The 6,282-nt window shown below is 66.4% G+C and carries 8 protein-coding genes and 1 pseudogene; 2 read left to right on the top strand and 7 right to left on the bottom strand.

The window, feature by feature from the left end; genetic code table 11:
• Window positions 1-411, bottom strand: a pseudogene (locus ACFU99_RS29200) (sensor domain-containing diguanylate cyclase); the annotation flags it as partial.
• Window positions 412-711: 300 nt separating this feature from the next.
• On the opposite strand from ACFU99_RS29200, the gene ACFU99_RS29205 reads away from it, so the two are divergent.
• A complete protein-coding gene (locus ACFU99_RS29205; protein WP_384397692.1) occupies window positions 712-1,269 on the top strand; it encodes a flavin reductase family protein in 558 nt (185 codons plus the stop codon).
• 118 nt (window positions 1,270-1,387) lie between these two features.
• Here the strand turns inward: ACFU99_RS29205 and ACFU99_RS29210 are convergent, their stop codons facing one another.
• Together ACFU99_RS29210 and arfB are read right to left on the bottom strand one after the other, a co-directional pair.
• Entirely contained in the window at window positions 1,388-1,624 is a 237-nt protein-coding gene (locus ACFU99_RS29210) for a hypothetical protein (RefSeq protein WP_384397694.1), read from the bottom strand.
• Window positions 1,625-1,961: 337 nt separating this feature from the next.
• A complete protein-coding gene (arfB, locus tag ACFU99_RS29215) occupies window positions 1,962-2,399 on the bottom strand; it encodes an alternative ribosome rescue aminoacyl-tRNA hydrolase ArfB (protein ID WP_384397696.1) in 438 nt (145 codons plus the stop codon).
• 186 nt (window positions 2,400-2,585) lie between these two features.
• Here arfB and ACFU99_RS29220 point away from each other — a divergent pair, with 186 nt between their 5' ends.
• On the top strand, window positions 2,586-3,161 hold the full coding sequence (locus ACFU99_RS29220) for a TerD family protein (RefSeq protein ID WP_384397698.1): 576 nt from the start codon (window positions 2,586-2,588) through the stop codon (window positions 3,159-3,161).
• A 568-nt stretch (window positions 3,162-3,729) separates the two neighbouring features.
• Here ACFU99_RS29220 and ACFU99_RS29225 read toward each other — a convergent pair.
• The 4 genes from ACFU99_RS29225 to ACFU99_RS29240 all read right to left on the bottom strand — a co-directional run bounded on the left by ACFU99_RS29225 (window position 3,730) and on the right by ACFU99_RS29240 (window position 6,153).
• A complete protein-coding gene (locus ACFU99_RS29225) occupies window positions 3,730-3,939 on the bottom strand; it encodes a DUF397 domain-containing protein (protein WP_384397700.1) in 210 nt (69 codons plus the stop codon).
• A 617-nt stretch (window positions 3,940-4,556) separates the two neighbouring features.
• Complete coding sequence (locus ACFU99_RS29230) at window positions 4,557-5,396, bottom strand: DUF5753 domain-containing protein (RefSeq protein ID WP_384397701.1); 840 nt, start codon at window positions 5,394-5,396, stop codon at window positions 4,557-4,559.
• Window positions 5,397-5,414: 18 nt separating this feature from the next.
• On the bottom strand, window positions 5,415-5,942 hold the full coding sequence (locus ACFU99_RS29235) for a DUF6879 family protein (RefSeq protein WP_384397703.1): 528 nt from the start codon (window positions 5,940-5,942) through the stop codon (window positions 5,415-5,417).
• Complete coding sequence (locus ACFU99_RS29240) at window positions 5,923-6,153, bottom strand: hypothetical protein (protein ID WP_384397705.1); 231 nt, start codon at window positions 6,151-6,153, stop codon at window positions 5,923-5,925. The genes ACFU99_RS29235 and ACFU99_RS29240 overlap by 20 nt, the downstream gene beginning before the upstream one ends.
• Between the last annotated feature and the right edge of the window lie 129 nt (window positions 6,154-6,282).

Here is a 6,282-nt window from a genome sequence, read left to right on the forward strand (position 1 = left end):
GAGCCGGTCCATGGGGTGCCACTCGCCGGGGAAGCGCGGCTCGGGGCCGCCGGTGTGCCACTGCGGGACATCGTCGTCGTCGAGCACCCAGCCCTCGGCGTACGGCACGAAGCGCAGGTCTCCCCAGCCCTCGCCCATGCCCAGCCGGCGCTCCCAGGACGCGCGGGAACCCACCCGCCCCGCCATCAGGGCCTCGGCGCTCGCACTGCCCGCCACCGCGGCCACCACGAGATCGCCGTCCGCCCGCACCAGATTGACGGCCGCCAGCTCGTACCCGAGGCCTTTGACGACCCCTTCCGCGACGGTCTGAAGCGTGTCCGCGAGGCTGCGCGCGGTGTTCAGGTCCGCGACCGCCTGGTGCAGTTGCCTCAGGGTCGCAAGGCGGACATACGGCTCCGACTCGGTCTCCATACCGTGCACTCCCCCGAGACCTCGACAGCAACTCCAGAATTCTTGTCGTCCGATTACCACGGCCACTGAATCACAGCGAGCTGACGGCTCGGTACACAGGGTCAACAATTACGGGCTGCTGTGACTCATGTCACAGGGAGTGTTCGGCTTGCGGGGGTGGCGACGGGAGGCCCCACTATGCTTCCGGAACGCAAATCCGAGGCCACCCCGCATGGGCGGCCGGTCGGCCGTCGGCCCTAGGACCCGCCTGGTCCTGTGGCCCGATGTGACGCAGAGCGAGGGGCGGCTAGCGTGCGGAACGTGTTGCAGACGACTTCCCTCCCCCGCGCCCACGCCGACATCCCCCATGCTGGCGGGGTGAGCAATGACGAGTTCCGGGCCGCCTTGGCGCGATTGGCCGCGGGCGTGGTGCTGGTGACCGCCCATGACCCCGAGGACGGACCGCGCGGCGAGGACGTCGGCATGACGGCGACCGCGTTCCTGTCCGTGTCCCTGGACCCGCCCCTGGTGATGGTGAGCGTTCGCAACGAGTCCCGTATGGACGACATCCTGGAGCGCCATCCCCTGTGGGCCGTGTCCGTGCTCTCCCAGAGCCAGCGGCACATCGCGGGCAGGTTCGCGATGAAGGGCCGCGTCAGCGACCGGCTTCTCTTCGAGGACATCCCGTACGAGCGCGGCAAGGAGACCGGGGCGCCGCTGGTGGGCGGGGCGCTGTCGGTGCTGGAGTGCCGCACGGAGCAGCGCGTCGTGGCCGGGGACCACACGCTGGTGATCGGGCGGGTGCTGACGGCGGGCAACCCGAGCGGGGAGGGCAAGCCGCTGCTGTATTTCCGGGGGAAGTACGGGCAGTTGGAGTGACCCGACCGTACGGGGCACCCCGCGCGTCCCGCCCCGGCCGCCGTTCGGAATTCCGGCGCCGGGGCGTCAGGCGCTGAGGACAGCGCGAGCGTGAGGCTGCTGTATTAGTACAGCTGTATTAGTACAGCGCCCAGAGGGAGATCTCCCCCTTGTTCTCGATGCACGTCGCGTCCTTGTAGTGCTTCTTCGCCTCGGGGATTTCCGCCTTGCACGCGGCCATATCGGGATACGCCTCGTGGCCGCCCCGGATAGGGTGCCAGCTCGCGGCCGAGGCGGAACCTGCCGTCAGCGGAATCGCGACGACAGCGGCGGCGACGGCGAGGCCGCAGGTCATTCGTTTGCGCCACGGCTTCATATATCTCTCCTCACGTACGAGGCCGGCCCCGTGCCGGGCCGGCCGCGTCAGGTCAACTCGCGCCCGAGGAAGCCTCGGACACACGTCAGTCCTACACATAGGCACCGCGTTTCCAAAAATCACCAAGCCCGTTACAAGCGTCCGGCAAGGCAGGGCAGGGCAGGGCAGGAAAAACACGAAACCGAACTCGGCGGTTCCGTCACAATGCCGGGGAGAAATTCACAAACGATCCGCATAAGAGCTCCTCGCCCCATTCGTCGATCCGCCGAGAGCGCCGCGAGGAACGGGAGCGCCGCGAGAAACGGGAGCGTCGCGAGGAACGGGAGCAGCCCCCGCATCAGCCCCAATCGCGGCCGGAGCGCCCTCGCTTGGTATCGCTGCGCGCCTTCTTGTTGCGCAGCCGGCGCTCGTTGACGCCGCGGGGTACTTTTCGCGCCTTACGGGGCCGGGGCGGCGGAGCGGTCGCCTCCGCGAGCAGCGAGGCCATCCGCACCAGCGCGGTCTCGCGGTTGCGCCACTGGGAACGGTGCTCGGAGGCCCGTACGGACAGGACGCCGCCGACGAGGCGCCCGGCGAGCCGCTCAAGGGCGCGCTGCTTCCAGACATCCGGCAGCGCCTCGGTCCGACCGAGGTCGAAGCGCAATTCGACCTGACTGTCACTGGTGTTGACGTGCTGCCCGCCGGGCCCGGAGGACCTGGAGAAACGCCACATGAGCTCCGCCTCCGGCAGGGAGACGGAACCGCGGATGACGTGAGGACCGGACATGTCCCCCATGCTCCCGCGCTCACGGGCCGCCGTCACCTCGTTTTGCGCGGGACGGGCGGAGGCCGACCGTCAGGGATGAGTAAAGAAAGTAAAGGGAGCTGGAACCCTGCGGTCCCTCCTTCGCGTTATCGAGGGTGACGGTAGCTTCGTCCGCAGCACGGAGCCCCGCGTCTCGACCAGAAAGGGACATCTCCCATGCCTGTAAGCCTGTCCAAGGGCGGCAACGTCTCCCTCACCAAGGAGGCCCCGGGCCTGACGGCTGTCACGGTCGGTCTCGGCTGGGACGTCCGCACCACCACCGGCACGGACTTCGACCTGGACGCGAGCGCCATCGCCGTGAACGCGGCGGGCAAGGTGTACTCGGACCAGCACTTCGTCTTCTTCAACAACAAGGTCACCCCGGACCAGTCCATCGAGCACACCGGTGACAACGTCACCGGCGAGGGCGAAGGCGACGACGAGCAGATCAAGGTCAACCTGGCCGGCCTGCCCGCCGACGTCGACAAGATCGTCTTCCCGGTCTCGATCTACGACGCCGAGAGCCGCAGCCAGAACTTCGGCCAGGTTCGCAACGCCTACATCCGCATCGTCAACCAGGCGGGCGAGGCCGAGATCGCCCGCTACGACCTCAGCGAGGACGCCGCCACCGAGACCGCCATGGTCTTCGGCGAGCTCTACCGCAACGGCGCGGAGTGGAAGTTCCGCGCCGTCGGCCAGGGCTACGCCTCGGGCCTGACCGGCATCGCCAAGGACTTCGGCGTCAACGTCTAGAGTCAGGTCTCTGAGCTGGTAAAACACCGTTCTGAGAGGTGCTGAGCCAGTACGGAATCAGCACGGGACCAGCCTGGTCAGCATGAAGACCCCCCAACTTTCCCTTGGGGGGTCTTCGCTGTGCGTCGATCAGGTGCTGGCTACGCGCCTTGTGCGACTCCTTCCGGCCCGTTGGGCGCCCCGCCCTTGATTGCCTTCAGTTGCGGCAGTGAGGTTCCCCGAGATAGCGGGCCCCGGTCCCACCCCGGCGCTGGAAGCAGTGAAGCGGCCGGAACTGCTCGCCACCACCAACCCGTTCATGGCACTGCTCTGAAGCCTCGAAACAAAGCAAGAACACCCCCGCCGATCACGGCGGGGGTGTTCCTTTGCGTAGTCAGCGGTTCAACTCCCGGTATTCCTCCAGCAGCCGCAGGGCGGGGGCGAATGTGCCCCGCCCTGCGCCTGGGCACCGTCGATCAGTTGGCAGTACCCACACTTCCCAGCACGACATGCAGCGCATCACCCCAGAGTGCTCCGGGTCGCGCTCCGCGCTACCACCGCACAACGGGCACTGCTGCATGACGACTCCCTATGCCGTGACGTCGAACTCCCCCAGCTTGGCGCCGGGGAGGAAAACCGCCCACTCCACGGCCGTGAACTCGACCGTCTGACCGGTGGCGGAGTTGCGGACCGCGACCTTACCGGGAACGTTGGTCGCCACCTCGACACACAGCTTGTTGTTGTTGTCGTACTTGCATGCGCTGGACGTGCGGAACTCGAACTCGGGGACTGCGGTCATCGTGCCTAATCCCTTCCCTTTGAGAGCGGGGATGCGGTCCCCGCGCCGTCGTGCAACCCGCCCCGACCGTTCGACCTGCCCAGGGTTTGCACCACCGGGGCGGGGCTTACGCCACCCCTGCCGGGATTCCGAATGGGTACGGGGGAGCCCAGTTCGGTCACGTCCGCGTCTCCCCGAGGGGGCCGGGCGAGTCGTAGTACGAAGGTTCACAGCCCACCCCTGCGGCTTCGCCGGTTGGCCTCAGCCACCTTGGCGTGCAGGTTCTCGACCGGCCGTTTCGGTGCCGCCTCGTAGTCCGGGCACCTCGGACTACCGCATTCACACCTGGGCCACTTCAGCCCATCGCCAGGGGCCAAGTCGGCTCCCTCCGGGCCGCCCGGGTCAGACTTCCACACCATGAGCACGCCCCCGACCCCAAAGGTGCCAGAGAGGCGGGAGAGGAACTGTCGGGCGTCGCTGCTGCTCATGCGATCAACCGCCGCATCTTCAGGCGCTCCTGCGCCCCTTACCGTTTCCTGGCTCGTCATGGCTCGCCCTCTCCGGTGACTCCGCCGTACCAAGGACGGTACGAAGAGGGGCTGCCAGGCAGGGCCGATGTTGCACGGTGTTGTACGCCTTCATTCCTCGGTAGCGTCGAGGGCCTTCCTCATCAGGGCTTTGGCCTTCGAGCCGTACACAGCGGCTCGTGCCATCTGAGCGAACGCGCTCAGATACACGTCGATCTCTACTCGATTCGTGACCCGGACCATGGCCGTCAGGGTCTCTACCTGAACTTCGCGATTGTCGAACGCATAGAAGGACTCGATGGGCCATACCGGGCGGCGTGACATGTGGGGGATGATCCCGAAAGCCAAGTTGGGGTGCCCGATGACGGACAAGAAATGCTCCAGTTGCTCCGCATGCTGTGGGCGGTCGGTCATCGGCATGTACAGGGCCGACTCTTCGACGAGAACGGACACTTGATTGCACCGGAGAGTGGCCTCCGAGCGCTCAAGGCGCGCCTGTACGGCGTCCTCAACGTCGTCGGGAAGACTCCTGAAGCGACGGATCGTACGGAGAATGCCCCGCGCGTACGCCTCCGTCTGGAGCATCCCGGGGAGGACCCCGCAGCTATACACACGGAAGGAGCGTGTCTCCTGGTAGATGCCGCTGCGTTGGGCCTTGCTGAGGCCGCCCTTTAGGTACTGGGTCCACTGGACGTACAGGGTCTTGGCCGTGCGCGTGGTCTCTATCAGAGCTTCAGCTTCGTCGGGCCTTCCGCATGCCGTGCACCATGCGCGGATGTCGGCGGGCTTCGGGATCGTCTTCCGGTGCATGATCCGGTGAGTCTTGGAGCGGTCCCAGCCGCACAGAGCGGCCAGCCGGGCCCCCGATAGATCGGCGTCTTCCATCATGCGAGCAAGCCGGTCGGCAACTGCCTTATGGGCCTCTTCAGCCGTCGACAGAGGTGAGGTCATGGACTGACCGCTGTTCTGTTAGACGTTGTACTTGTTGTGTGGGACAGCTCGCTCCCAGACCGCATCGAACATGTCAGCACACCGTGTTGCCACGCCCGCGTCTTCTGTGAAGTCCGTGTGCATCCAGCGGCCGTCACCGTCAAAGACGTTGAACTGGACCAGTTTGCCGTCGAAGAGCCAGAAGTCGTTCCCCGGCAACAGCAGGTCGGATGCCTGCCGACGTGGCAGCCACCGGACTTCCTCCCCGCAAGCGACGTTGCCATACGTGAGGTAGTGCTCCCACTTGATGTAGTCCGATACGGGCTCACCCACCACCCGCGCGCGGTGCACCGCCACACCTTTTGCGGTCATGTCCTGGATGAGGCCGTGCCAGTCATCGCGCCACCACGACGAACGGTCCTCCCAGTCCTTCCGCTCCCCTGCCAGCCAGGCGTCGAAGGCAGGGTGTTCCCCGGGGACGGCGTATGCGTCGCGGGTCTCAAGGTGCACTGCTGAGCGCTCACACTGCCTGAGCAGATTGGCGAACTCAGCCAGACTCTGCGACACGGATAGCCTCCTTGAGGAGCGGGATCATCCTCGGTTCCAGAACGATCAGCGTCTCATCCTCGGCTCGCGGCGAGTCAGCCATCGTCCGAGCCTGAACATCTTCCCTGGCTCGCCGCCCCTGCACGAGTAGCCGCCGGTCGTCGTCCACCCAAACCGCCGGGCACCCGTTCACGTCGGATTCGGGATCTTTGCCGATGAAGGTGTAACCCATGGTGCGCCCCCTACTGCGAGTGTTGCACTGCGTTGCAGTCCGTGATAGTGGCGCCCAAGGAGCGCGCCACGGACTTCGGCGTGAACGTCTGAGGTTGCCGCTACGCACGGTGAACGCGCGGTTTGAGGG

This window comes from Streptomyces sp. NPDC057654 (assembly GCF_042800135.1).
Classification (GTDB): Bacteria; Actinomycetota; Actinomycetes; order Streptomycetales; family Streptomycetaceae; genus Streptomyces.

What these genes read in the sequence shown, in the direction of transcription:
- ACFU99_RS29210 (WP_384397694.1), bottom strand. Translation starts at nt 1,624, where the DNA reads ATGAAGCCGTGGCGCAAACGAATGACCTGCGGCCTCGCCGTCGCCGCC.
- arfB (WP_384397696.1), bottom strand. Translation starts at nt 2,399, where the DNA reads ATGGGGGACATGTCCGGTCCTCACGTCATCCGCGGTTCCGTCTCCCTG.
- ACFU99_RS29220 (WP_384397698.1), top strand. Translation starts at nt 2,586, where the DNA reads ATGCCTGTAAGCCTGTCCAAGGGCGGCAACGTCTCCCTCACCAAGGAG.
- ACFU99_RS29225 (WP_384397700.1), bottom strand. Translation starts at nt 3,939, where the DNA reads ATGACCGCAGTCCCCGAGTTCGAGTTCCGCACGTCCAGCGCATGCAAG.
- ACFU99_RS29230 (WP_384397701.1), bottom strand. Translation starts at nt 5,396, where the DNA reads ATGACCTCACCTCTGTCGACGGCTGAAGAGGCCCATAAGGCAGTTGCC.
- ACFU99_RS29240 (WP_384397705.1), bottom strand. Translation starts at nt 6,153, where the DNA reads ATGGGTTACACCTTCATCGGCAAAGATCCCGAATCCGACGTGAACGGG.